Raw genomic sequence first — 24,211 nt, 5'->3', positions numbered from 1 at the left:
GATTTAAATCTTGGATAATTAGAGATGTTTTTAAAAAATCCATTAAATGAACGTATTAAGTCACGATAGACCTGCTGTAATGTGCTAGATTCACTGTCATATAAAAATGGATATTGTTTTTTCAACATTGTTAACATGGTGTTGAATGTGGTTTGATTGCATTTTAGCTTTGTATAGCCATGTTGTTTAAATAATTCAAAGGTTTTTTGGTATTCTGTTAATAAATTATTCCAGACAAATCTAGCATTACCCAGACTTTGATTAAATTTATCCTTCATAACCTTATCAGGATACAACTTAACCCTCAAACCTTCATTAACAATATTACAACCATAAAACATAAAAAAACACATCAAAATATCTGTTATATTTCAACTAATTTTTGAACACAAAATATAATATATCAATAGACAATATATAAAGAATAAGCAAGAGCATTTTATAACTAACTGCTCTTTTTGTGCAATTCATCCTCGACTTGAAGAAGTCAAGGTATTCTTGCACCATTTAGATAAAATAAGTATATTAAAATTTATTTTTAGAAGGGATTTTGTTGACACCAAAGATAATGATTATTCTTGGAAGCGGTTCTGATATTGCAATTGCCGAAAAGGCAATGGATGTATTGGACAAACTGGAAATACCTTATAGTTTAAAAATCGCATCTGCTCATAGAACTCCCAATTTGGTTCGTGAGATCGTCTCTCAGGGAACCGATGCAGGCATTGAAGTTTTCATTGGAATTGCAGGATTGGCGGCACATTTGCCTGGTGTAATCGCTGCTTATACTCCAAGACCTGTAATTGGAGTTCCGGTGGATGTTAAGACTGGCGGTAGGGATGCACTTGAATCCATTGTTCAGATGCCTTATCCTTCCCCAATTTCAACTGTGGGTATTGACAGAGGAGATAATGCGGCAATATTGGCTGCTCAATTTATTGGAATTCATGATGAGGAAATACGTCAAAAAGTCATTGAACTTAGAAAGGAATATGCCAAAAAGGTATATGACAGCAATGAAAGCATAGTTCAAAATATTGACAGGCCGTTTATTCAAAACGAATTTTTAAGAGTTAAGGATTTAATAATAAATGATGTTAAAGTTGATGAGGAAGCTATCGGGTCCTGCAAAAACAAGGATGCTGAAGTAGCAATCATCGTTGGAAGACAGACTGACCTTCCGACAGCTAAAAAGGCAGCAGCCATCTTGGAAAGATTGAAAATTTCTCATGATATCAAGGTTGTATGTCCAATAAGATCAAATAAGAAATTCACAAGCTATGTAAAATGCATGAAAAATGCAAAGGTCTTCATTGGAATCAGTTCAAATTCATCTCAAGTCACTGGAGGAATTGTCGGACTCACTGACAGGCCGGTAATAGGAGTTCCATGCACAAATGAAAACAGCGATGACTACATGCTAACTACTGTAAATATGCCTCCTGGAGTACCGGTTTCAACTGTAGGAATTAACAACGGTAAAAATGCGGCAGTTATTGTCGGTGAAATATTTGCTATTGACAATCCGAACATCACAGAACTTTTAGACAAATTGAAGGATAAAAAAATTAATTTATAGGGGATATTATGAAAATCAATGACGATAATGTAATTGAAATTACAGAAGAGCTTTCCAGCGAATTTGAAGTGGCGAAGGTTTTAAGACAATATCCAAAAGACACTGTTATTATAAAAAACGTCAAAGGATTCGATTTGCCTGTAATTTCAGGAATTTGCAATACCCGTGAAAAAATAGCCAAATCAATAAACTGCGAAGTTTCACAGATTACTGAAAAGATTATTGAAGCTATGGAAAGACCAATAAAAGTTGATAAATTTACAGATTTCAGTGAATATGATACTTCAGATGTTGATTTAGATAAAATACCAATTTTAACCCATTATAAAAGGGATGGTGGAGCCTACATTACTGCTGGAGTAGTTTTTGCACGTGATCCTGAAACCGGCGTTCAAAATGCCTCAATCCACAGGATGATGGTACTTGACAATAAGAGACTGGTAATCAGAATTGTTCCAAGAAATCTTTACACCTATTTCCAAAAGGCTCAAAAATTAGGCGAAGACTTGGAAATTGCCATAGCCATCGGAATGGACCCAGCAATTCTGCTTGCAAGTACAACTTCAATTCCTATTGATTATGATGAAATGGATGTTGCAAATGCATTCAAGGGCGGTGATTTGGAACTGATAAAATGCGGAGATTTAAACGTTCCTCAGGCTGATATAATTTTGGAAGGAAAAATATCAGTAACAGAAACAGTTCCTGAAGGCCCATTCGTAGACTTGACTGACACTTATGACATCATTCGTGACCAGCCAATCATAAATCTGGAAACCATGCACATTAAAAAGGATAATCCATATTACCATGGAATATTGCCTGCAGGCTTTGAACATAAGCTATTGCAAGGTCTTCCACAGGAACCAAGGATATTCAAAGCTGTAAAAAATGCTGTTCCTACAGTAGAAAATGTTGTTTTAACTGAAGGAGGCTGCTGCTGGTTGCATGCTGTTGTTTCCATTAGAAAACAGACTGAAGGGGATGGAAAAAATGCCATAATGGCAGCGTTATCCGCTCACCCGTCACTCAAGCATTGTGTTGTTGTCGACACAGATGTTAATGTTTTCGATGCTGAAGATGTTGAATATGCAATTTCAACACGTGTCAAAGGTGACAGGGACATCATGATAGTGCCTAATGTTCGTGGTTCATCTCTTGATCCTGTGGCTGAAAGCGATGGAACAACTACAAAAATTGGTGTGGATGCTACTAAATCACTAAAAGCTTTGGAAAAATTCGAAAGAGTAAGTTTTGGTGAATAGATTATTTTAAATTATGTGGCCATCAAATGGCCATTTTTCATTGATTTTATTTTAATTAAAATAATGATTAATTAAAATTATATTTAAGTTATAAATTATAATATAATTAATCAATATTTTTATTTTAACAACTTTAAAAGATGTGGTCAAAATTTGAGTTTATCTGACCATTGAAAAATTTTTTTCTTTTCCTAATTTAATATTTTTAATTAATTTCTTTTCTACTAAGTCATCTAAATCTCTTCTACTTGTAGTTCTAGAGACATTGAAATATTTACAATAAGTTTTATATGTAAAAACGAATTTTTCATTTACAATCTTTCTCAAAGCTTCTAATTGTCTTTCATTAAGGTTGTATTCTGTTTAGTCTTTAAAGTTGTAACTTTCATTTTCTTTTTTGTATATCAATTTACCATCAGGACCAAAGAATCTTACACCAAAAAATCCATGATTGAAAAATTCAGGTTCTTTTAAACCTGCATCTCTCATTTCATCGCGCATACGTTTTATTCCGGTACCAACGTGTTCCATGTACTTTGTTCTTCCAAAAATTCTGCATATGTTTTCATTTCTATGTTTTGGATTTTCTTCTATCCCCAATGTTTCCAATGTCATAGGATATGGGAGTTCTCCTGGACTTATTATTTCAATTCTGTTGTCATAGATGTAGAATGTGATGCAGTTTCCAATCAGTTCATAGTTTCTATGAGCTAGGGCATTTACAAATCCTTCACGTATAGCTTTAATCGGATATTCAGGTATGTCAACACGTTTCATACCTTCCACAACTGCACCTAATTTTGTATTTTTCCAGAAAAATTCATCAAATTCTTCAAGCAAAATGAAAAATGGGCTTTTGGACATGAAGCGGTCAATAATTTCCAGTCTTTCATTGCCATTGAAACGTACCATCTTGATGTCATGGTCTATTCTGAATTTGGAGATGTCTTTTGCAAAAAACAGAGCGCCTGCAGTATTCAGATTGAAATTTCCCAGCTCATCAATTTCACCGGCGCCAATGTACTCTAGAATTTTGTCCAAGTCTCTAAGGCCTTTCAGTTGTTTAAGTGCCTTGTCGGTCAGGCTGTTAAAAAATATCTCTATCGCCCTTGGGTCAACATCATCGCATGAGGAGTTTTTCAGAAGTCGAACATCGAAAATTCCAGGATTTAATTTTTCCTGAATGCATTCCAAAATTGATTTTTTCACTTCTTCAACCAATTCCTGCGGGTTGTTGAACTTTTTGTATTTGTGCTTTTTTGAAATTCTATTAAAAAAGCTTTTGCTACCGTCATCTCTTGTATAAACATTTTTTACGAAAAGATAGGCATCTGCATGCTTTTTCATGTATGTGTCATATTCGTATTCAGTTGCTGAGTATCCATGACGGTATATGTCTCCATACTGTGAACCAATAATGCCGATGTAAATGTCACAGTATTCAACTTCATTAATGAAAACTTCATCTGCGGATTGTGATTTGGTTCCATCGTATTCAAAAAGATATGGCTCAATAAATTTGTTCAAAACAGGATCATTTAAAAGTTCATCCCGCAAGAGTTTTCGCTCTTCTTTAAACTCTTCGATATTACTGCTGATAAACACTTCCAGTTTCATTATATCACTTAATTCAATTAATTAAGTAATATATTTTGTCAATATCATTAATAAAGATTTTTAAGTTGATTTTAGCCTGTAATATTGCTTTAACTTCATTAAATTGCTTTGACTGTGGAAAATTGTCTTCATTTGGTATTGATTGTATACAGGTTACCGTAATTGTAAAGTGTCATGTCATCCGGTACTTTGTATATTATGTTTTTTGTATCGAAGATGATTGGATTTTCCATTTTTTTGCTGATTAACTCGTAATCAGGATGCTTGAATTCATCATGGTCACATAAAATAAGTATCAATTTAGCACCGTCAACTGCATCGGCAAAACTTACAAATTCATCCCTGTCGATGTGAGGGTCGTGAATGGCAACTTCATAGCCGTTCTCTTCAAGCTCAGCTATAATTTCATAAGCCGGACTTTCCCGGTCATCACCGGTATTTCCTTTATAGGAAACTCCAAATACTGCTATTTTGCCGTCAGGGATTATTTTCCTAACGTATTCGCATACAAATGACGGCATGGATTTGTTTGTGTCACGTGCAAGCTTGATGATTTTGGCGGTTTCAGGTGCCTTTGCATAAATAAAGTAAGGATCAATTGCAAGGCAGTGGCCTCCGACACCAGGTCCTGGGGAATGAAGGTTTACCCTTGGATGTTTGTTTGCCATTTTAATAACATCAAGAGCGTTCACACCAATTTCGGCACAGATTTTTGCAAGTTCATTTGCAAGGGCAATATTGACGTCCCTGAATGTATTTTCCATACATTTTGAAAGTTCCGCTGTTTTCGCTTCGGTAAGCATTAGATATCCTTCAACGAACTGGCCATATACTTCACTTGCTTTAACGGCACATTCAGGTGTCACTCCACCGATGATTCTGTCGTTGTGGACAAGCTCCTCCAAAATACGGCCCGGAAGAACTCTTTCAGGACAGTGTGCAAGGTATAAGTCTTTTCCTATGGTAAAACCAGCCTTTTCAAAAATAGGCTTAATTACTTCGTCAGTTGACATAGGAGCTATTGTAGATTCAATGATTACGGTATTTCCCTTTTCCAGATATGGAATTATTGTTTCACATGCGGTTATTACATAGCTTAAATCGCAGCTGTAGTTTTCAACAATATAAGGTGTAGGTACTGTAATAATGAAAGCGTCGGCTTTTTCAGGAGTTAATGATGCTTTGTAGGTATGTTTTTTAACGGATTTTTTGATAATGTCAGCTATTCCGGGTTCTTCAATATGGATTATTCCCTTGTTCAGGTTTTCAATCATTTCTTCGTTAATGTCTACTCCAACAACGTCACAGTGGCTTCTTGAAAAAAGAGCGGCAGTTGGAAGTCCGATATATCCTTGACCCATAATACATACTTTCATAATTTTAACTCCCATTTTAAATATTTAAACTAATATATATCTAAACTATATATTAAACTTTTAAGGGATTATCATGAAGATTTTAATTACAGGCTCCAACGGAATGTTGGGCCATGATTTAGAGGAAGTCTTAAAGGACAGCCATGAACTGGTCTTGACCACCTCCAAAACATTGGACATTACCGATAAGGATAAGACAATGAAAATTATAAAGGAAAATAAGCCTGATGTTGTCATTAACTCAGCGGCATATACCGATGTAGACGGATGCGAAACCAATCAGGATTTGGCATATGCCGTCAATGGAGAGGGCGTTAGAAATCTCGCTCTTGCATGCAGGGAAGTCGACTGTCCGCTCGTTCATGTAAGTACTGACTATGTTTTTGACGGAAGTGCAAGGGATCCTATTGCCGAAGATGGTGAAATAGGTCCTATCAGCGTTTACGGCAAAAGCAAACTTCAGGGAGAAGAGGCCATTCAGGAAATACTGGACAAATTTTTCATAGTAAGGACAGCATGGCTTTATGGAATCAACGGCAAAAACTTCCCGAGGACAATGCTTGAGTTGGCCGAAAATCATCCGGAAATCACAGTTGTTTACGATGAGGTTGGAACACCAACATACACTCCTGATCTGGCCTATGGAATTTCACAGCTGATTGAAACAGATTACTACGGAATATACCACCTTACAAACTCCGGAAGCTGTTCATGGTGTGAATTTGCACGATACATCTTCAAAATTGCCGAAAGGGATGTTAAAGTAATTCCTGTTACCGCATCTGAATTTTCAAGGCCGGCACCTAGACCAAGCTATTCAGTATTGAAAAATGAGAAATGGATTGAAAACGGATTTGAACCGTTAAGGGATTATAAGGAAGCTATTAGCGAATATATAGAGTTGATTAAATGAACAAGAAACTGGTATTAATCATTGCACTTGTCATTGCGCTGTTTACCATAGGCAGCGTAAGTGCAGGATTTTTTGATTTTTTAAAGTTCGGGGACGATTCATCATCTGTAAGCGTTGATGAAGACGGCCAGTACTGTACTGTAGACGAGGTTGCGGCATACATCAAGGAGTATCATAAGCTTCCAAGCAACTATATAACCAAAAAGGAAGCGCAGGCTCTAGGATGGCATGGTGGGCCGCTTAAAAATTATGCTCCGGGAAAAAGCATAGGTGGAGATACCTTCACAAATCGTCAGCATGTCCTTCCTGATTCAGATGCAAAATACATCGAATGCGACATTAACGCAAACGGAACCGCACGTGGAGCTGAAAGAATAGTCTACAATTCCGGCGATTTCAAGGTATACTATACTTCAGACCATTATAATACATTTAAAGAGGTTTAAAATGCAGTTGGACGGCGAATTAATCAAACAAAAAGGCCATGACTATTTGGCCGAGGCACTTGACCTGCCGGACTATTACGGTAAAAACCTCGATGCATTATATGACTGCCTTACCGAAATGGACTGCGAAATAGAGCTGATCAATGCCAGTGCAGTCGACAAGGACATTATTGATACCTTCAAGGATGCAGCAGACGAAAACGACTTTTTGAAATTTGAAAGTTATCCATAACTTTCAACTCTTTTTTTAAATATATATTTTAATCATTAACAACAAACCTTTATTTTAGTGATTGTTATGAAAGGTATAGTACTTGCAGGTGGTTCTGGAACACGTCTTTATCCAATTACAAAAGCGGTTTCAAAGCAGTTATTGCCTTTATATGATAAGCCAATGATTTATTATCCTATTTCAGTATTGATGCTTGCAGGAATTAGGGAAATATTAATTATATCTACTCCACGTGACCTGCCAATGTTCAAGGATTTGCTTGGTGACGGCAGCAGTCTAGGTGTTGAATTCTCTTATGAGGTTCAGGAAAACCCCAATGGTCTTGCAGAGGCATTCATTATAGGTGAGGAATTCATCGGTGACGATAATGTTGCTTTGATTCTTGGAGACAATATCTTCCATGGACACAGATTTACAGAAATACTCGAAAGGGCTAAAAACCTGAAAGAAGGTGCTGTGATATTCGGATATTACACAAACAACCCTGAAGCATTCGGAGTTGTCGAGTTCGATGACGACTGGAATGTTCTCTCCATTGAGGAAAAACCGGAAAAACCTAAATCAAATTATATTGTACCTGGTCTTTATTTTTATGATAATGATGTAATTGAAATAGCAAAAAACGTTAAACCTTCTGAAAGAGGGGAAGTGGAAATTACATCAGTCAATGAAGAGTATTTAAAACGTGGAAAGCTCAAGGTCGAACTTTTAGGAAGAGGTATGGCATGGCTTGACACAGGTACTCATGAGGGGCTTTTGGAGGCTTCCAATTTCATTGAAACCATTCAAAAAAGGCAAGGATTATACATTGCCTGTATTGAAGAGATAGCCTATCTTAAAGGTTACATTAACGATGAGGAATTGTTAAAGACCGCAAATGAACTTAAAAAAACTGATTATGGGCAATACTTATTTAATTTAGTTAAAAAGTGATATTTATGGGAAAATTTAAATTTACTGAGTTGGACATTGAAGGAATGTTTACAGTTGAACCTACTGTCTTTGAGGACAACAGGGGATACTTCATGGAATCATATAATGAAAATGACTTTAAAGAGGCAGGTTACGATTTGACCTTTGTTCAGGATAACCAATCAAAATCCTCAAAAGGAGTTTTAAGAGGCCTTCACTTGCAGGTCAATTATCCACAAGGCAAATTGGTACGTGTAATTAAAGGTGAAGTCTTCGATGTCGGAGTTGACCTGAGGGCGGACTCCCCTACCTATGGAAAATGGGCGGGCGCCATCTTGTCTGAGGAAAACAAAAAACAGTTATACATTCCACCAAAATTCGCTCACGGTTTTGTTGTTTTATCCGACGAAGCCGAATTCCAGTATAAATGCACAGAATTTTACCACGGCGAAGACGAAAGCGGAATCATGTGGGATGACCCGGACATTGCAATCGACTGGCCTATAGATGATATTGACGAGATAATCTTGTCCGACAAGGATAAGGAATGGAAAACCCTTAAGGAATCTCAAATCAAATACGAGTGATTGACATGACAAAAATACTTGTTACAGGTGGAGCAGGATTTATCGGAAGCAATTTTGTAAGGTATATGGTTAATAAATACTCAGAATATGAAATCATTAACCTTGACGCTCTGACCTACTGCGGAAACCTTGAAAACTTGAAGGATATTGAAGATAAGGACAATTATTCATTTGTCAAAGGTGACATCAGGGACAAATCAGTTGTCGATGATTTGGTTGAGCAGTGTGATTATGTGATTAACTTTGCAGCTGAAAGCCATGTTGACAGAAGCATAGAAGATCCTGAAATCTTTATAAAGTCAAATGTTTTGGGTACACAGACTCTCCTAAACGCTTCCAAGCAGTTCGGTGTTGAAAAATACATTCAGATTTCAACAGATGAGGTTTACGGAACATTAGGTCCTGAAGGATATTTCACTGAAACCACTCCTCTGCAGCCTAACAGTCCTTATTCAGCTTCAAAAGCAGGTGGGGATTTGATTGCCCGCGCATACGGTGAAACTTTTGATTTGCCTATTAATATCACTAGATGTTCAAACAATTACGGTCCGTATCAGTTTCCTGAAAAATTAATTCCGTTAATGATTTCAAATGCTCTTGAAGGCAAAAAGCTGCCTGTTTACGGTGACGGCAAAAACATCAGGGACTGGCTGCATGTCCATGACCATTGTGTAGCTATCGATTTGGTTTTGCATGAGGGTAAGCTTGGTGAAGTTTACAATATCGGCGGAAACAATGAAAAGGAAAACATCTACATTGTCAAATTAATTTTGGAAGAGTTGGGCAAGGATGATTCATTGATTGAATTTGTAACTGACAGGTTAGGTCATGACAGACGTTATGCAATCGATTCAACCAAAATACAAAATGATTTGGGATGGTCTCCGTCATATACATTTGAAACTGGAATAACAGAAACAATCCAGTGGTATCTTGATAATCAGGACTGGACTGATCAGGTCAAGAGTGGGGATTATCAGAAGTATTATGAAAAAATGTATGGGGACAGATAATTTTTACACTTGAAATGTACCTCTTTTTTTTATTTATTACTTCATTTTTTTTATTTTTTTTATACCAACTGTTCATTTTTTCATCGATGATTTACATCATTCGTTATATTATTGTTTAATTTATTTAAAAACTAATTTTTCATATCATGGATACTTTTAAATATTATTATTCTTTAATATTCATTATTGGAATTTTATTATTCAGACGGTTCGTTCTGGATGATTAGGGGAAATGGTGATTTGGATGTTGGAACAATATTTACCATTTGTAGGTTTAATTGTTTTTGGAAATATAGAAAATCTTGTACTATCTTCACAGGGAGTTGTTGCAGGAGTAAACCCCGTAAAATTGGGCATTGCAAGTTTAATCTGTGTAAGTTTGTGGTTAATTATTGGAACTTTTGGAACTCAACTTTTAATCGATTATGTTGATTTCATTGATTTCATCGGCGGACTTGCCATCTTCATTTTAGGTTTGCAGGCAATGTTTGTTTCCATAAGGGGTGAATAAAGTGTCCACAGGTATTAAACAGTTTTCCGCATTATTAATATTCGGAAACATTGAAAACTTAATTTTGGCTGCTCAGGGTGTTGCAGCTGCCGTTAACCCACTTGGACTTGCGATTTTAAGTTTAATTGCAGCTTCCTGCTGGCTTTTGATAGGTACTTTCGGTACCAGATTTGCAATGAAATACTCACGAGCTATTAATTTCATCGGAGGTTTAGCTATCTTTATTTTAGGTATTCAGGCAATGATGGAATCCATACCTGGAATATTGGCGTTCTTCCACTGATTACATTTGATTTTTATGAGGTATATTAAACATAGGATTTATGGAGCCTTATTTAAATTATACAAATACACTTATGTAGAAAAAAACAGGGTCACGTTCATAATAGACTCCAACGAATCCTTTAAAGGCAATTTGGATTATATAAAAAAGGAATTTGAAAAAAGAGGAAATTTCGATTTTCATTTTTTCTACAAGGATAAGCTATCTTTCAGTGCTTTTAAAACCTTAGCTAGCTCCAGATTCATATTTTTAAATGATAACTTTTTTCCTTTGGCGTTCATGAACTTCAGCCCTAAAAATATTGTTGTCCAGCTATGGCATGCGCCGGGTGCATTTAAGAAATTCGGCGGATCAGTTGATTTGAAAAGCAGGAAAGTGCTCAAAAAGGCAGGGGAACATACGGATTATCTAATAGTCTCTTCACGAAATATTCAGGAATTTTACCGTGAGGCTTTTCAAATTCCAAAAACCAAAATCAAGCCTTTGGGTCTTCCAAGAGCGGATTATTATTTTGAAGACCATGACATTGAGGATTTGAAATCCAAATTTTTCGAAAAGTACAATTTCAGTTCCGATAAAAAGATTATTCTCTACACTCCTACATTCAGGGATGAGGAAAAGTACAATAACGTTTTTGATTTCCTTGATTTGGAGAAATTCAATGAGTCTTTAGGTGATGAATATGTTTTGGCTCTCAGACTTCATCCGAAAATCAAGAATTTCTACAAGGACGATATTTCCGCAGGAGGGGATTATATTGACTGCAGCGACTATCCTTCAGAACAGGAGCTGCTTTTGATTAGTGACATACTGATTACCGATTATTCCTCCATCATGATAGAATTTGCTCTTTTAAACAAGCCTATTGTATTTTTCACTTATGATTATGATAGTTATCTAAACAAGGAAAGAGGATTTTATTTTGATTTCAAATCTACAGTTCCGGGACCTGTAGTTTATGATTCCAATCAGCTGATTGATGTTATTAAAAATCATGAATTCGATGAAAGCAGAATATTAGAATTTGTTAAGACACAATTTGACGAAATTGACGGTCATGCATCTGAAAGAGTTGTTGATTATCTATTAAAATAATGGTGGCAATATGGGAGATATTAAAATCAGTGTTATAATACCAGTATATAACTGTGAGGAATATATAGGTACAACCCTCAAATCAGTAATTAATCAGAATTTCACTGATTATGAAATCATTGTCATAGATGACGGCTCAACCGACAACAGCCTCAACATTATCAAATCCACACTAAAGGGCTGTGGTGTCAGATACAAGATAATCCATCAGGAAAATGCAGGGGTCAGCGTTGCAAGAAACCACGGAATCGAAGTTTCCGAAGGGGAATATCTTGTATTCGTTGACGGTGACGATTACGTTTTGGAAAACCATTTATCTGAGTTGTATGTGGAAGGATATGACTTTAACTTAACCCGTTTTGCAAAAAAGCACGATAATGAATTATTCAAATCATCCTATTTCAATCAGAGCATAATCTCCACAGACGATTTCATCAGAAAGGAACTCAACATGGAGATATTGTTTAACTTTTTCCAGCTCGCCTACCGTGCCGATATAATTAAGGGTTACGGCATCAGATTCACTCCGGGTGTCGTTTATGGGGAGGACACTGAATTTGCACTTAAAGCACTAATTTTCGGAAGCAGAATTCATATCAGCAATGAAATTACCTATTTCTATGTTCAAAGGTCAGACTCTGCAATCAGAACAACCGAATACAGACGATTTGATATTGTTCCAATTTTTGAAAGATTAGCTAATTTCTACAGAATAAACGGAAAAAACAATCTCGCCAACCTGATTGTGTATACACGAATTCCGAAGGCCATTTTCGGCAACATGATCTACTTCTTTTACAGCTGCTACGGATTTGATGAAGTAATGTATGTAATGAAGAGAAAAAATTTATTCTCAAAACTCGAGAGGTTCAGGGGAGATTTAAAGTCCAAGATAAAGATTAAGCTGTTCCTGTCAAATCCGAGATTATACTATAAGCTGTGGTTTAAATACAAAAATTCGATTGATTGATATGAAAGTTTCTGTTGTAACACCAAATTATAACGGGGAAAGGTTTTTGAAAGCCTTCTTCGAATCACTTGAAAATGATAGCGAATGCATTGGAGAAGTTATCATAGTAGATAACGGATCAGAAGATGGCAGTAGAGATTTCATTAAAAATTCCTCATTCACATTTCCGGTAAAGCTGATTGAAAACAATCAAAACATGGGTTTTGCTCCTGCAGTCAATCAGGGAATTGCAAATGCCAGTTATGAATATATATTCTCCCTAAACAATGATACTGAGGTTATGAAAGGTTCAATCAAGCATCTGGTTGACACATTATCTTCCGGTGACGATATATTTTCAGTTCAGGCCAAAATGCTTCAATATGACAATAAGGATTTGATTGATGATGTGGGAGATGAATACAATCTTCTTGCATGGACCAAAAAGACAGGCGAAAACCACAGAAGCGAGGAATATGTCGAGGTCAGGGAGATATTTTCATCCTGTGCAGGGGCAGCACTGTATAGAAAATCAGTGCTGGAAGAGCTTGGAATGTTTGACGACAACTTCTTTGCATACATGGAAGACGTTGATTTGGCTATACGCTCAAAAATAAACGGTTATAGAAACCTGCTATGCCCTCAGGCTGTAGTTTATCATATAGGAAGTGCAACAAGCGGCAGCAGATACAATGAATTTAAGGTAAGGCTTGCGGCCCGTAACAACGTCTGGGTTGTCTACAAGAATATTCCGATTCCATTCAAGATTACCAATTTCATATTCCTGTTTTTAGGTTTTTTCATTAAGTACCTGTTCTTTTTAAGGAAAGGTTTCGGTCCGGTTTACTTTTCCGGAATCAAAGAGGGTTTGTCTACAAGAGGCAAAATTGAAAAAACCCACTTTAAATCAAAAAATACAATAAATTATTTAAAATTTGAATATAGATTAATTATTAACACTATTAAATTTATTAAAAGGTAAAGCATGAATCTTTCAGTCGTCATTGTAAACTATCGGACATTTGAGCTAACCCGAGATACAGTCAACTCCATTTTCGAATATTCATATCCATTTGATCTGGAGGTTATTGTAGTTGACAATGCATCCGGCGATGACAGCCTATCCAGACTGCAGGATTATTTTAAGGATAAAGTCAGGTTCATAGAATCCGGCGAAAACAGGGGTTTTGCAGCAGGAAACAACCTTGCATTAAGAGAGGTTTCAAGCGATTATGTGCTGCTTTTGAATTCAGATACGGTCGTATGGCAGGACACTCTTGAGGAAATTTACCGCTATATGGAAGCCCATCCTGATGTCGGAGCATGCGGATGCAGGGTCAGACTTGAAAACGGTGAACTCGACAAGGCATGCAAAAGAACCTTTCCAAACGTTAAAAACTCTTTTTTCAGGCTATTCCACATTCCGACAAAAAGCAAGGACGACAATTACAATCTCACCAACCTTCCCGATGACGGGGTTTATGAAATCGATTGTCTTACAGGTGCTTTCATGTTCATGAGAAAGGATGCCCTGGATGATGCAGGACTTCTCGACGAGACATTTTTCATGTATGGTGAAGACATTGACCTGTGCTACCGTATAAAAAAGTCCGGATGGAAGATAGTCTATTACGGTAAATCTTCAATAACTCATCTCAAGGGAGCCAGCAGTAAAAAACAAAAAAACAAGCTTATTTATGAGTTTTACCGTGCAATGTATGTATACTATAAAAAACATCATGCCCATGAATCTTCATTCATAGTAAATATTGTTGTATATATTGGAATTGCTGTTTTATGCATTTTAAAGCTATTTTTAAATTTATTTAAAACTAAAAGTTAAATATGATAGTGACCAATATATAAACTAAAACTGGTTTTTTTGGTAATTACTATGATAAAGGAAAATCAACGATTATTGAATATAGCTTTAGTTTTAATTGACGTTCTAGTCGTAGTTGTGTCTTTGGCATGTTCATTTTGGTTGAGGTTCCATACAGTCTTATTTGGACCTATCGGAGGGCATTTGCCCCTTCACAGTTATGTTCTTTTTTTAGTATTTGCAGTAATTCCGATTTATCTTATATTGTATTTTGCTTTCGGCCTTTACAAGCCGCGCAGAACATATAAGAATATATTTTCAGAAGCAACCCAGATAATCAAAGTCAATATTGTAGCGTTTTTCGGTCTGGTTTCAGTGCTGTTCATCATTAATGAGCCTGACTTTTCAAGAATAATGCTCATCCTTTTGGCAATCATAGCCTCATTTCTGGGGATTGTGGAACGTTTCACAATCAGAAACTTCCTGAAAAACATTCGCGCAAACAACAGAAACCTGAAGCACATTCTAATTGTCGGGGACAATGACCTTGCATTTTCATTTGCACGCAAAATCAAGGATAATCCTTATCTGGGATTTGTTGTAAGCGGAATTTTAGGACGTTCAGCCCACATCGGTGATGAGATTGCGGGAACTAAAATAATAGGTGCATTTAAGGATTTGGATGAGATACTTGAAAACAACAACTTCGACAGGGTTGTTCTGGCAATTCCTCTCATGTATTACTACCGTATCAATGAGCTTGTGGAAAGCTGTGAAAAGGTTGGAATTAAAGCGGAAATCATTCCGGATTATATCAGGTATTTCCCGGCACAGCCTTCAGTGGACATGATAGAGGACATTCCAATTATCAATATACGTTACGTTCCTCTGGACGATGAGTTCAACAAGTTTCTCAAGTATGCTTCAGATTATATCATTTCAATAATAGCCATTGTAATAACATCACCTGTCATGCTAATTACCGCAATAGCTATTAAGTTGACATCTAGGGGACCGATAATATTCAAGCAGGAAAGAATCGGCCATAACGGAAAGCCTTTCAATATGTATAAGTTCAGAAGCATGAAAGTTCAGGATCCTAGCGAGGAAAAATCCGAATGGACTACAAAAGACGATCCCCGTAAGACTGCGGTAGGTAATTTTATTAGAAAAACTAGTATTGATGAACTGCCTCAATTTTTCAATGTTTTAAAAGGTGACATGAGCGTTGTAGGTCCAAGACCTGAAAGGCCTTACTTTGTAGAGCAATTTAAAAAGGATGTTCCGAAATATATGGTTAAGCATCAGGTGCGCCCGGGCATTACAGGATGGGCTCAAATCCATGGATGCCGTGGAGACACATCCATTAAAAAGCGTATAGAATATGATATTGAATACGTAGAAAACTGGCATATGGGTTTGGATTTGGCTATAATGATTAAAACAGCCTTAAAGAAAAATCCTAATGCATATTAGTGCTTTTTCACATAAGCATATTTTCACATTTTAACTATATTTATAATAAATTTTTTTTAAAATATTACTTTTCAAATGCTCTCTCTAATACTTTATATAGAGAATAATTATAAATGTATAATTAACTTTTCTATGAGGGGTTTGGTATGCAAGAAGAAATTTTACAATTATATGAAAAAATCAAAGATCAAGTTTCTGAAGAAGAGTTTTTAGAAGAAATCGCAAATATGAAAGAAAAAAATAATGATGTCGGTTTCATTGACGATTATGAAGCAGCACAGCTAGTTGTACAAAACTATGAAGGTGTTGACACATCAATATTTTCCAAGCCTTCAAATGACGATTCTGAAGAAATGCCGTTTGAAGTTTCCGCTGGCAATGAAGATTCCGAAGAAGAAGACGAATTGACAATGACAGAAGAACTTCAAGAAAGTTATGATAAAGTTAAAGACCAAATTACTGAAGAGGAATTCCTTGAAAAAATCAAAGAACAGAAAGCTTTGAATTCCCATAATCCTTATATGGATAATATTTCCTTGGCTAATATGGTCGTTGAAGAAATTATAGATGATGAAGAAGAAGTGGAAGTTGTTTCAGAAAAACCTGAATACTCCAACAAATCAATTAAGGATTTGGAAGACGGAAGCAAAGACACCAATGTTTCCGGTAGGGTAATATCAATATCCAATAAAAGGTCATTCAAAACACGCAAAGGTAAAGAAGGTGAAGTCTGTAATGTGGAACTTCAGGACAATACCGGTACAATGAGATGTGTTTTCTGGACCCAGAACATGACCCTATTAAAGAAATTCAATGAAGGGGACATTATCCAAATTAAAGGTGTCGATATTAAAGAGGGATATTCCGGACTTGAAGCCAACCTAAGGCCAAGATCAACTGTTGTCCATCTTGAGGAAGATAATTCCAAATATCCTGTATATGAAGAAACAATCACAGATATTGCCGATATCGAACCTGAAACCAAAGTAAATATCATTGCAAGAATACTCAGAATTCCAACCATTAGAAGCTATGAAAAGAATGGTAAACAGGGTAAGGTAGCATCCCTTGAATTACAGGATGCAACAGGAAAAATCACTTACACCTTATGGAATAAGAATGTTGAATTAATCCAGGATTTAAAACTTGAAGACGGAGATACAGTAAAAATTCTTGCAGCGCAAGCTCGTGAAAGACAAAATAGGGATGGTCAGCAGGAAATCTCTTTAACCCATTGGGACGGCAGAATCATAAAAGGGGATTATGATGTGCCTGAAATTGAACAGGAATTTTCCCAAATCGGTGATTTAAGCGAGCAAAAAGATGTTTCCATTAAAGGAGTAGTCATAAGACTTCAGGATATCAGAACATTCTTAAGAAAAAAAGACAACTCAGAAGGCAGGTTAAGAAACTTCGATGTTGGAGACTCAACAGGTTCCATCAGAGTAACCGTCTGGGGTGATGATACTGCTCTACCAATAAATAAAGGAGATATCATTAAAATTATTGGAGGAGACGTTCGTTTTGATGATTACACAGAAAGCGGATATTCCATGAATACCAATTTCAATACTCAAATTACAATTAATCCTGAAAATCTTACAGTGGAAGAATTAGATGAATTCGAATCCATAAGGGAACAGTTAAGACCGGTTCCAATCGGACAAATTGCTGAAATCGACGATGAAGGTAAGGAAATAGATGTCGTCGGTAGAATCCTTTCAGTAAATGATGTCAATGAGTTCCAACGTGACGACGGTTCAGTCGGCATTGTACGTTCAGTAATGTTTGCTGATGAATCAGGTAAGGTTCAGCTCTCATTCTGGAATGAAAGGGCTCAGGAGGAATATGTTGTTGGCGATGCATATCAAATTGAAAATGCCAGAACCAGACTCGGAATGATGAGTGTTGATTTAAATATCGGAAGCGGATCCAGAGTAATTAAATTATCCGAAGAACAGGCATCCGCAATGTTCATACCTGAACTGTCCACATTAGAAAAGACTATTTACAACCCTAAAAAGATTGAAGATCTTGATGAAGACGAAGAGGACACAATCATTGTCGGAAGAATAATTGAAATAAATGACGTAAGAGAATTCGACAGGGATACAGGTGACAGCGGTCATGTCAGAAATATAGAAATTGCAGACGATACTGGAACCATCAGGGTAGCTTTATGGGATAATGATGCTTTAAAAGAAAGACAAGTTGGTGACGGAATCAAATTACAAAATCCACGCTTAGCACTTAATATGGATAACCGTTTAGAAGCTAATGTTTCAAGAGCCACTACTCTTCTCGAACCTAGTGAAAGTGAAATGGAAGATTTACCTTCAATTGAAGAGTTAATGGAAGCAATATATGTTCCAAAATCAATCGAATCATTACTTGAAGATGATACCAATGTATGTGTCACAGGTAGGATTATAGATGTGAACACCGAAAGGGTTCTTCGTAAAAAATGTCCTAATTGTCATCAGACTGTTGAAGAGGCCATCGATGAATACATCTGTGACAATTGCGGTCACATCTTTGATGAGCCGGATTATCTCCTCATGGTTCCTACAAGAATTGAAGATGAAACAGGAGATATTCAGGTAACATTCTTCGATAAACTTGCCGAAGAGCTTATTGGAATGAAAAAAGAAGAAATTATTAGTCTTGTTGATGATGGTTATGGAATTGAAGACAAACTAGAAGATCTCAATGGATTAACTATTGAAATTATTGCTAATGTTAGTTTTGATGAATTTAATGAAGAAAACAGGCTCAGCCCTAAAAAAATCTTAAACAAATATTTTTAAACTGAATAAATTAAAGGAATGATTATTATGGTAGAATTAGCAGATTTACCAGGTGTTGGTGAAAAAACAGCGGAAAAATTAAGGGATGCAGGTTTTGCTGATATGATGAGATTAGCTACTGCTACTCCAAAAGAATTATCAGTTAAAGCAGAAATCGGTGAAGGTGTAGCTGAAAAAGTTATTGAAGCTGCTCGTCGTGCTGAAAACATTGATTTCGAAACTGCTTTGGAAGTTGATGAAAGAAGAAAAGACGTTGGTCACATTACTGTAGGCAGTCAGGAATTCAATGATTTAATTGGCGGAGGAATCGAAACTCAATCAATCACTGAAGTATTCGGTGAATTCGGATCCGGTAAAAGTCAAATTTCCCATGAATTGGCCGTTACTGTTCAATTGCCAGAAGAGCTCGGTGGTCTTGACGGTGAATGTGTATTTGTAGATACTGAAAACACTTTCCGTCCTGAAAGAGTAAGACAAATTGCCGAAGGTTTTGATTTGGATGTTGAACAGGTACTAAGCAGAATTCATGTTGCCCGTGCTTTCAATTCTGCTCACCAGATTTTAATGGTTGACAAAATCAATGAACTTATTCAAAATGGAGCTAACATCAAACTGGTTATTGTCGATTCCCTGATGGCTCACTTCAGGGCAGAATATGTTGGTAGGGAATCTTTAGCTGTAAGGCAACAAAAGTTAAATCAGCATTTACATTCACTTCAACAGATTGCAAATACCTACAATGTTGCTGTATTTTTAACTAACCAGGTACAAGCAAAACCGGATTCATTCTTTGGAAGTCCTACAAAAGCTATCGGTGGGCATGTTTTAGGACACGCATCCACTTACAGAATCTGGCTTAAAAAAGGTCTTGCAGGTAAAAGGATTGCTCGTTTAGTTGACTCTCCTCATTTGCCTGAAGGTGAATGTGTATTTAAAATTACTAGCGAAGGTATCGTTAGTTAATTTTACTTTCTTTTTTTTAATTTTTATATACTTTAAAATTCATACTATTATGGTATGAATGCTATTGAAACTACTATTTTATCTATAATCCTGATGATTGCTTTGGGATATGTTCTCAAGCGTATTGACTTTTTAAGCGAAAAGGACATCGACCCGTTCAATAAAATAGTAATGTACATATTATTGCCCTGCATGATTTTTCATGCTTTATACAATTCTAATTTAGCTTCAATTCCTAATCTGGGCATTTTACCTTTGGTAATATTGTCATCTTCAGTGATAACTGGTATTGTTTCCTATTTTATCTTAAAACAGTTGAAATTGGATGACCGGACATTATGGTCTGTTCTTGTCACTGTGATGATTGCAAATACTGGGTTTATGGGATATCCGGTTACCTTGGGTATTTTTGGACAGGAAGGTTTTTTAAGGGCGATATTTTGTGATATTGCAACATTATGCACATTCCTGCTTCTTTCATTTATCCTGATAATGAAATTTGGCGGAACCATCAAAACTGCAATTAAAAAGATAGCATTTTTCCCGCCGCTATGGGCAGTCATTTTCGGTTTGATACTGAATTTTGTCAACATCCCAATAGGGCCTGTTCTTGACAATACAATAAATTATCTTGGTCAGGGTGCAATTCCACTTATTATGGTAACTTTGGGTCTTTCAATTGACTTTTCTGCGTTAAGCAGATCAAAATCCATGATTGTATTTACATCCATTATGAAATTGGCTTTCTTCCCGTTGGTGGCATTTTTTGTTGCAGGATATCTGGGTCTTGTTAATCTGGAATCCACGATTTCAATTGTTGAAGCTGCAATGCCGTCTGGAATGATGTCACTTCTTCTGGCGATAACATATAAGCTTGATTATGAGCTGACCTCTGACTGCATATTGATCAACACTGTAATCTCTTTGATTACACTTCCTGTAATCATCTCGATTTTGTAGTAAAATTTTGATTTTTTTAAGTAAGCAAAATTATTTGTTTTGCCAAATACTTTTTATTTGTCTTTATATGAAATTAATGGGTTTAAATTGCTTATTTCAGCTTATCAATGTAATTTTAATCAATATTTCAATTCATCATATATAAGCTTTACTCCAACACGTCATAAGAAAGCTTTATATATGTGTATTAACTACATATGTATATCTAATATTATGTAAAAATTTTTATATACTATTTTTAAAATTGCAATTTTTTATATATATTAGATATTTTTCACGACTTGTACAAGGTGAATAATATGGCAGAAGAAAAAAGAGATAATAATGAAGAATTAAGGATAGGTGTTTACGTCTGTCACTGTGGTGTTAACATTGGTGGAGTAGTCGACTGTCCTGACGTAGCAGAGTATGCTAAGACATTACCAAATGTCGTATACGCAACCGACTATAAATACATGTGTTCTGACCCAGGTCAAGCAATGATCCAAGAAGACATTAAAGAGAAAAACTTAAACAGAATTGTTGTAGCAGCTTGTTCCCCTCGTCTTCACGAACCTACTTTCCGTAGATGTGTAGAAGAAGCAGGATTAAACAAATTCTTATTTGAATTTGCTAACTTAAGAGAACAAGACTCTTGGGTACACATGAGCCAACCAGAAGAAGCTACTGCAAAAGCTAAAGACTTAACACGTATGGCTGTTGCAAAAGCAAGATTACTCGAACCATTAGAAGCTACTAAAGTAGCAGTAGATAACAAAGCATTAGTTATCGGTGGTGGAGTATCTGGTATCCAAACCGCATTAGATTTAGGTGACATGGGATTCAAAACCTACATGGTAGAAAGAAACCCAACCATTGGTGGAAGAATGGGACAATTAGATAAAACTTTCCCTACTCTTGACTGTTCAATGTGTATTTTAGCACCTAAGATGGTAGACTGTGCAAAACACGAAAACATCGAATTGATTTCCTACGCTGAAGTTAAAGAAGTAGACGGATACATCGGAAACTTCAATGTAAAAGTAGAGAAAAAACCTAGATACGTAGACGAAGCATTATGTACTGGATGTGGCCAATGTCAAGAAGCTTGTCCTATCGAAATACCTAACTACTACGACGAAGGTGTCGGTATGGTTAAAGCAGCTTACATTCCGTTCCCTCAAGCTGTACCATTATGTGCTACTATCGATAAAGACTACTGTATCGAATGTAACTTATGTGTACAAGCATGTGGACCAGAAGCTATCGACCACAACCAACAACCTGAAACTATTGAATTAGAAGTTGGTACTATTGTCGCAGCTATCGGTTACGACCCATTCGACCCATCTGGAATTTACCAATACGGATACGGACGTTTCTCCAACGTTATTACCGCTATGGAAATTGAAAGGATGATTAACGCATCCGGTCCTACCGGTGGACACGTAATCAAACCTTCCGATGGTATCGAACCTGAACGTGTAGCATTCATCCACTGTGTAGGTTCAAGAGATGAAACAATCGGTAAACCATACTGTTCCAGAGTATGTTGTATGTACTCCATGAAAAACGCTCAATTATGTATCGACCACGAACCTGATACCAAAGTAACCTGTTACTACATGGATATCCGTTCCTTCGGTAAAGGATACGAAGAGTTCTACAAAACATCTCAAGAAAAATACGGTATTGAATTTATCAGAGGTAAACCAGCTCAAATCTTCGAAAACGACGATTTAACCTTAACTATCAGAGCAGAAGATACTTTACTCGGAAAAGTAACTGAATACACTTACGATTTAGTTGTATTAAGTGTAGGTCTCGAACACTCCGCTGGATCTGACGAACTCAGACAAACCTTAGGTCTCTCCAGATCTGCAGACGGATTCTACATGGAAGCTCACCCTAAACTCAGACCTGTTGACACCTTAACTGACGGTGTTTACATTGCTGGTGTAGCACAAGGTCCTAAAGATATTCCTGACTCCGTAGCACAAGGTTCAGCTGCAGCATCCAGAGCAGCTATCCCAATGGCTAAAGGAGAAGTAGAAATCGAACCTATTATTGCATCTAACGATGAAACCGTTTGTGGTGCTTGCCAAGTATGTGTAGAATTATGCCCATTCGACGCTATTTCTATCGCAACTGGTGTAGGTGGAAAAGAATTTGCACAAATTAACTCCGCATTATGTAAAGGATGTGGTACTTGTGTAGGTGCATGTCCATCTGGTGCTATGAACCAACAACACTTCAAAACCGAGCAAATTATGGCACAAATCAGTGCTGCTCTTGAAGACATAGGTAAATAGATTTAGAGATTAATTTCTCTATTTCTTTTTTTTACTTTTTTTCATATACACTTCCAAACTTGTTTTATATTGTTTTACCAAAACCATCGACGTTAATGTAAAATCCGATTAATTATTTTGCATGTTTTTAATTTTCATCTGTTTATTTTCACTGTCAGTTTGATTTAAATGCAGTTATTTTCATGGCCAAAATTTCAAGTTTTAGAATTTCCTTTGGTAGGTTTTTCAGCTTTCATGATACGTATCAAAAATTTTATATAATTTTAAACGTAAAATAAATGTGTACTAAGGATGTAATTATCTTAGGTTATGAAATTTAATATGGGGTTAAATTTATCTTAATAATGCAAGAATACCACAACTTCTGTAAGTTGTGGAGGAATTGCAAGTTGGGTATACTATTTTTTTTATTAACTTTTAAATAGTTTTTTTTCTTATAATGATTATTATGGGTAGTATTTTGAATAGGAATCAGCATTCAGTATACATGTTAACTTATCATTTGGTATTGGTTATTAAATATCCGTAGAAAGGTTATTAATGAGGATATTTTTTTGATTCACTTATGGTTATTTTTGAAGATATTGGTTTTAAATATGGTATTGTAGTTAAAGAAGCGGAATTGGGAGGTTGATCATATTCATATTTTATTTGAAGCCAAACCAATTACTAATTTGGTTAAATTCATTAATTCTTATAAAAGTGCAAGTAGCAGATTGATAAAAAAAACAGTATCCAGTTTTAAAAAAGAGTTTATGGAAAAGTGCATTTTGGAAAACAGGTTATTTTATTACAACAGCTGGTGAGCAAATATTGAAACTATTCGTCAGTATATTGAACGACAACGGGAAAAATAATAAAAAATATAATTTATAATTTTTATTGGTAATCTGAATACTTTTCAAGTGCTCTCTCGCTTTCTTTATATATGTTGTTTGCTAATAATAGTAAATATGTCAAGTTGTATTGATGATAATAACTATTGTGGGGGAAAACAAGATGTAACTGAAGCGGTCAAGATTAGATTATATCCTACAGATGAGCAGAAAAAGATAATTAATCAAAATATTGGCAATAGGGGCTTTATTTGGAATAAACTGCTTGTAAAAATAAA

At 36.0% G+C, this 24,211-nt stretch carries 25 protein-coding genes and 1 pseudogene; 22 read left to right on the top strand and 4 right to left on the bottom strand.

Going from position 1 to position 24,211, the window contains the following annotated elements; genetic code table 11:
• Positions 1-341: helix-turn-helix domain-containing protein (locus tag E7Z81_RS11080; protein ID WP_292747800.1), on the bottom strand; the 341-nt coding region annotated here is incomplete at its 3' end.
• 212 nt (positions 342-553) lie between these two features.
• On the opposite strand from E7Z81_RS11080, the gene purE reads away from it, so the two are divergent.
• Both purE and E7Z81_RS11070 read left to right on the top strand, forming a co-directional pair.
• A complete protein-coding gene (purE, locus tag E7Z81_RS11075; RefSeq protein WP_292747798.1) occupies positions 554-1,579 on the top strand; it encodes a 5-(carboxyamino)imidazole ribonucleotide mutase in 1,026 nt (341 codons plus the stop codon).
• Between the two features lie 8 nt (positions 1,580-1,587).
• Positions 1,588-2,844 carry a UbiD family decarboxylase gene (locus E7Z81_RS11070; protein ID WP_292747795.1) on the top strand — a complete coding sequence of 419 codons (1,257 nt, stop codon included), beginning with the start codon at positions 1,588-1,590 and terminating at the stop codon, positions 2,842-2,844.
• A 159-nt stretch (positions 2,845-3,003) separates the two neighbouring features.
• Here E7Z81_RS11070 and E7Z81_RS12100 read toward each other — a convergent pair whose 3' ends face one another.
• The 3 genes from E7Z81_RS12100 to E7Z81_RS11060 form a co-directional block, all read right to left on the bottom strand.
• Positions 3,004-3,171 carry a DeoR family transcriptional regulator gene (locus tag E7Z81_RS12100; RefSeq protein ID WP_367263275.1) on the bottom strand — a complete coding sequence of 56 codons (168 nt, stop codon included), beginning with the start codon at positions 3,169-3,171 and terminating at the stop codon, positions 3,004-3,006.
• A 36-nt stretch (positions 3,172-3,207) separates the two neighbouring features.
• On the bottom strand, positions 3,208-4,461 hold the full coding sequence (locus E7Z81_RS11065) for an ATP-binding protein (protein ID WP_292747788.1): 1,254 nt from the start codon (positions 4,459-4,461) through the stop codon (positions 3,208-3,210).
• Between the two features lie 128 nt (positions 4,462-4,589).
• On the bottom strand, positions 4,590-5,837 hold the full coding sequence (locus E7Z81_RS11060; protein ID WP_292747786.1) for a nucleotide sugar dehydrogenase: 1,248 nt from the start codon (positions 5,835-5,837) through the stop codon (positions 4,590-4,592).
• Between the two features lie 73 nt (positions 5,838-5,910).
• Here E7Z81_RS11060 and rfbD point away from each other — a divergent pair, with 73 nt between their 5' ends.
• The 20 genes and pseudogenes from rfbD to E7Z81_RS12090 form a co-directional block, all read left to right on the top strand.
• Positions 5,911-6,750 carry a dTDP-4-dehydrorhamnose reductase gene (gene rfbD, locus E7Z81_RS11055; RefSeq protein ID WP_292747784.1) on the top strand — a complete coding sequence of 280 codons (840 nt, stop codon included), beginning with the start codon at positions 5,911-5,913 and terminating at the stop codon, positions 6,748-6,750.
• Positions 6,747-7,196 (top strand): ribonuclease domain-containing protein, encoded by a 450-nt coding sequence (locus E7Z81_RS11050; RefSeq protein WP_292747782.1) that lies wholly within the window; start codon positions 6,747-6,749, stop codon positions 7,194-7,196. The genes rfbD and E7Z81_RS11050 overlap by 4 nt, the downstream gene beginning before the upstream one ends.
• Before the next feature lies 1 nt (position 7,197).
• The gene (locus E7Z81_RS11045; RefSeq protein ID WP_292747780.1) at positions 7,198-7,428 is read left to right on the top strand and encodes a barstar family protein; all 231 of its coding nucleotides are present in this window, start codon (positions 7,198-7,200) and stop codon (positions 7,426-7,428) included.
• Between the two features lie 66 nt (positions 7,429-7,494).
• Entirely contained in the window at positions 7,495-8,361 is an 867-nt protein-coding gene (rfbA, locus tag E7Z81_RS11040) for a glucose-1-phosphate thymidylyltransferase RfbA (RefSeq protein WP_292747778.1), read from the top strand.
• Between the two features lie 5 nt (positions 8,362-8,366).
• Positions 8,367-8,927 carry a dTDP-4-dehydrorhamnose 3,5-epimerase gene (gene rfbC, locus E7Z81_RS11035; RefSeq protein WP_292747776.1) on the top strand — a complete coding sequence of 187 codons (561 nt, stop codon included), beginning with the start codon at positions 8,367-8,369 and terminating at the stop codon, positions 8,925-8,927.
• Positions 8,928-8,932: 5 nt separating this feature from the next.
• On the top strand, positions 8,933-9,940 hold the full coding sequence (rfbB, locus tag E7Z81_RS11030; protein WP_292747774.1) for a dTDP-glucose 4,6-dehydratase: 1,008 nt from the start codon (positions 8,933-8,935) through the stop codon (positions 9,938-9,940).
• Between the two features lie 244 nt (positions 9,941-10,184).
• The gene (locus E7Z81_RS11025; protein ID WP_292747772.1) at positions 10,185-10,451 is read left to right on the top strand and encodes a hypothetical protein; all 267 of its coding nucleotides are present in this window, start codon (positions 10,185-10,187) and stop codon (positions 10,449-10,451) included.
• A 1-nt stretch (position 10,452) separates the two neighbouring features.
• Entirely contained in the window at positions 10,453-10,734 is a 282-nt protein-coding gene (locus E7Z81_RS11020) for a hypothetical protein (protein ID WP_292747770.1), read from the top strand.
• Positions 10,735-10,749: 15 nt separating this feature from the next.
• A complete protein-coding gene (locus E7Z81_RS11015; protein WP_292747768.1) occupies positions 10,750-11,829 on the top strand; it encodes a CDP-glycerol glycerophosphotransferase family protein in 1,080 nt (359 codons plus the stop codon).
• 10 nt (positions 11,830-11,839) lie between these two features.
• On the top strand, positions 11,840-12,799 hold the full coding sequence (locus E7Z81_RS11010; RefSeq protein ID WP_292747766.1) for a glycosyltransferase family 2 protein: 960 nt from the start codon (positions 11,840-11,842) through the stop codon (positions 12,797-12,799).
• A gap of 1 nt (position 12,800) precedes the next feature.
• Complete coding sequence (locus E7Z81_RS11005; protein ID WP_292747802.1) at positions 12,801-13,760, top strand: glycosyltransferase family 2 protein; 960 nt, start codon at positions 12,801-12,803, stop codon at positions 13,758-13,760.
• A gap of 3 nt (positions 13,761-13,763) precedes the next feature.
• Positions 13,764-14,621 carry a glycosyltransferase family 2 protein gene (locus tag E7Z81_RS11000; RefSeq protein WP_292747764.1) on the top strand — a complete coding sequence of 286 codons (858 nt, stop codon included), beginning with the start codon at positions 13,764-13,766 and terminating at the stop codon, positions 14,619-14,621.
• 51 nt (positions 14,622-14,672) lie between these two features.
• Positions 14,673-16,076 (top strand): undecaprenyl-phosphate glucose phosphotransferase, encoded by a 1,404-nt coding sequence (locus tag E7Z81_RS10995; RefSeq protein ID WP_292747762.1) that lies wholly within the window; start codon positions 14,673-14,675, stop codon positions 16,074-16,076.
• A gap of 146 nt (positions 16,077-16,222) precedes the next feature.
• Positions 16,223-18,883: an OB-fold nucleic acid binding domain-containing protein gene (locus E7Z81_RS10990; RefSeq protein ID WP_292747761.1), complete on the top strand. Its 2,661-nt coding sequence runs from the start codon at positions 16,223-16,225 to the stop codon at positions 18,881-18,883.
• Between the two features lie 27 nt (positions 18,884-18,910).
• Positions 18,911-19,846 carry a DNA repair and recombination protein RadA gene (gene radA / locus E7Z81_RS10985; RefSeq protein ID WP_292747759.1) on the top strand — a complete coding sequence of 312 codons (936 nt, stop codon included), beginning with the start codon at positions 18,911-18,913 and terminating at the stop codon, positions 19,844-19,846.
• Between the two features lie 54 nt (positions 19,847-19,900).
• The gene (locus tag E7Z81_RS10980; protein ID WP_292747757.1) at positions 19,901-20,806 is read left to right on the top strand and encodes an AEC family transporter; all 906 of its coding nucleotides are present in this window, start codon (positions 19,901-19,903) and stop codon (positions 20,804-20,806) included.
• Between the two features lie 299 nt (positions 20,807-21,105).
• A complete protein-coding gene (locus E7Z81_RS10975) occupies positions 21,106-23,097 on the top strand; it encodes a CoB--CoM heterodisulfide reductase iron-sulfur subunit A family protein (protein ID WP_292747756.1) in 1,992 nt (663 codons plus the stop codon).
• Positions 23,098-23,771: 674 nt separating this feature from the next.
• Entirely contained in the window at positions 23,772-23,903 is a 132-nt protein-coding gene (locus tag E7Z81_RS10970; RefSeq protein ID WP_292747755.1) for a hypothetical protein, read from the top strand.
• Positions 23,884-23,973: pseudogene (locus E7Z81_RS12095) on the top strand (hypothetical protein); the annotation flags it as partial. The gene E7Z81_RS10970 and the pseudogene E7Z81_RS12095, both read left to right, overlap by 20 nt.
• 77 nt (positions 23,974-24,050) lie before the next feature.
• Positions 24,051-24,211, top strand: a 161-nt coding sequence (locus E7Z81_RS12090; protein ID WP_367263278.1) for a helix-turn-helix domain-containing protein, incomplete at its 3' end; no start/stop codon positions are given.

Origin of the sequence: Methanobrevibacter sp. (assembly GCF_015062935.1) — an archaeon.
Classification (GTDB): domain Archaea; phylum Methanobacteriota; class Methanobacteria; order Methanobacteriales; family Methanobacteriaceae; genus Methanocatella.
The sequence above is the reverse complement of the archived record's forward strand: the minus strand, read 5'-3'. Positions and strand labels throughout refer to the sequence as shown.

Excerpts from the sequence above, each read along its gene's own strand:
- rfbA (WP_292747778.1), top strand. The coding sequence starts at position 7,495 with ATGAAAGGTATAGTACTTGCAGGTGGTTCTGGAACACGTCTTTATCCA.
- E7Z81_RS11060 (WP_292747786.1), bottom strand. The coding sequence starts at position 5,837 with ATGAAAGTATGTATTATGGGTCAAGGATATATCGGACTTCCAACTGCC.
- rfbD (WP_292747784.1), top strand. The coding sequence starts at position 5,911 with ATGAAGATTTTAATTACAGGCTCCAACGGAATGTTGGGCCATGATTTA.
- E7Z81_RS11065 (WP_292747788.1), bottom strand. The coding sequence starts at position 4,461 with ATGAAACTGGAAGTGTTTATCAGCAGTAATATCGAAGAGTTTAAAGAA.
- E7Z81_RS11045 (WP_292747780.1), top strand. The coding sequence starts at position 7,198 with ATGCAGTTGGACGGCGAATTAATCAAACAAAAAGGCCATGACTATTTG.
- E7Z81_RS10990 (WP_292747761.1), top strand. The coding sequence starts at position 16,223 with ATGCAAGAAGAAATTTTACAATTATATGAAAAAATCAAAGATCAAGTT.
- rfbB (WP_292747774.1), top strand. The coding sequence starts at position 8,933 with ATGACAAAAATACTTGTTACAGGTGGAGCAGGATTTATCGGAAGCAAT.
- E7Z81_RS11025 (WP_292747772.1), top strand. The coding sequence starts at position 10,185 with ATGTTGGAACAATATTTACCATTTGTAGGTTTAATTGTTTTTGGAAAT.
- E7Z81_RS11010 (WP_292747766.1), top strand. The coding sequence starts at position 11,840 with ATGGGAGATATTAAAATCAGTGTTATAATACCAGTATATAACTGTGAG.
- E7Z81_RS10975 (WP_292747756.1), top strand. The coding sequence starts at position 21,106 with ATGGCAGAAGAAAAAAGAGATAATAATGAAGAATTAAGGATAGGTGTT.
- E7Z81_RS11005 (WP_292747802.1), top strand. The coding sequence starts at position 12,801 with ATGAAAGTTTCTGTTGTAACACCAAATTATAACGGGGAAAGGTTTTTG.
- E7Z81_RS10980 (WP_292747757.1), top strand. The coding sequence starts at position 19,901 with ATGAATGCTATTGAAACTACTATTTTATCTATAATCCTGATGATTGCT.
- E7Z81_RS11070 (WP_292747795.1), top strand. The coding sequence starts at position 1,588 with ATGAAAATCAATGACGATAATGTAATTGAAATTACAGAAGAGCTTTCC.
- rfbC (WP_292747776.1), top strand. The coding sequence starts at position 8,367 with ATGGGAAAATTTAAATTTACTGAGTTGGACATTGAAGGAATGTTTACA.
- E7Z81_RS11050 (WP_292747782.1), top strand. The coding sequence starts at position 6,747 with ATGAACAAGAAACTGGTATTAATCATTGCACTTGTCATTGCGCTGTTT.
- E7Z81_RS10995 (WP_292747762.1), top strand. The coding sequence starts at position 14,673 with ATGATAAAGGAAAATCAACGATTATTGAATATAGCTTTAGTTTTAATT.
- E7Z81_RS11000 (WP_292747764.1), top strand. The coding sequence starts at position 13,764 with ATGAATCTTTCAGTCGTCATTGTAAACTATCGGACATTTGAGCTAACC.
- E7Z81_RS11015 (WP_292747768.1), top strand. The coding sequence starts at position 10,750 with ATGAGGTATATTAAACATAGGATTTATGGAGCCTTATTTAAATTATAC.
- radA (WP_292747759.1), top strand. The coding sequence starts at position 18,911 with ATGGTAGAATTAGCAGATTTACCAGGTGTTGGTGAAAAAACAGCGGAA.